General features: G+C 41.4%; 1 protein-coding gene. It reads left to right on the top strand.

Going from position 1 to position 1,125, the window contains the following annotated elements:
• Window positions 1-43 precede the first annotated feature (43 nt).
• Window positions 44-1,105: a DNA polymerase IV gene (gene dinB / locus HT699_RS10265; protein WP_172934344.1), complete on the top strand. Its 1,062-nt coding sequence runs from the start codon at window positions 44-46 to the stop codon at window positions 1,103-1,105.
• Window positions 1,106-1,125: the final 20 nt, after the last annotated feature.

The following is a 1,125-nucleotide window of genomic DNA, read 5'->3' as shown; positions in this document are numbered from 1 at the left end:
AGGGTATAATAAAAGAAAATAAGCGGTAAAAAGGGGGCTAGGCATGTTGATTTTTCCTTTGTTAAATGATTTGTCAAGAAAAATCATCCATATTGACATGGATGCCTTTTTTGCTGCGGTAGAAATCAGGGATAATCCTAAACTCAGAGGAAAACCTGTCATTATCGGCAGTGACCCTCGGCAAACAGGTGGGCGTGGTGTCGTTTCCACTTGTAGCTATGAGGCGCGAGCTTTTGGTGTCCATTCTGCTATGAGTTCTAAAGAAGCCTATGAACGTTGTCCCCAGGCAGTCTTTATCTCAGGAAATTATGAGAAATACAAATCTGTGGGACTCCAGATTCGATCTATCTTTAAGCGTTATACAGATTTGATTGAACCTGTGAGTATTGACGAAGCCTATTTGGATGTGACAGAAAATAAACTTGGGATCAAGTCAGCTGTCAAAATTGCTCGCCTCATTCAAAAAGATATCTGGCAAGAACTCCATCTAACTGCTTCTGCTGGCGTTTCTTACAACAAATTCTTGGCTAAAATGGCCAGTGATTATCAAAAACCTCATGGTCTGACAGTGATTCTACCTAACCAGGCTGAGGATTTTCTCAAACAAATGGATATTGCTAAATTTCATGGAGTAGGAAAAAAGACAGTCGAACGCCTTCATCACATGGGTGTTTTTACTGGCGCTGACCTACTTGAAGTTCCTGAAGTGACCCTAATAGACCGCTTTGGCAGACTGGGCTATGACCTTTATCGAAAGGCTCGTGGCATTCATAATTCCCCCGTCAAATCCAATCGCATCCGTAAATCAATCGGCAAGGAGAAAACCTACGGGAAGATTCTCCGTGCCGAGGAAGATATCAAAAAAGAGCTGACTCTTCTATCAGAAAGAGTCGCTCTCAATCTCAGTCAACAAGAAAAAGCTGGAAAAATTGTCATTTTGAAAATTCGCTACGAGGACTTTTCAACTCTTACCAAACGAAAAAGTCTGGCTCAAAAAACACAGGATGCTAGTCAGATAAGCCAAATCGCCCTGCAACTCTATGAAGAACTAAGCGAGAAAGAAAGAGGTATCCGCCTATTGGGAATTACCATGACTGGATTTTGAAACTCAATGAAAATCAAAGA

The sequence above is a fragment of the Streptococcus sp. 1055 genome (assembly GCF_013276815.1).
Classification (GTDB): domain Bacteria; phylum Bacillota; class Bacilli; order Lactobacillales; family Streptococcaceae; genus Streptococcus; species Streptococcus pseudopneumoniae.
The sequence above is the reverse complement of the archived record's forward strand: the minus strand, read 5'-3'. Positions and strand labels throughout refer to the sequence as shown.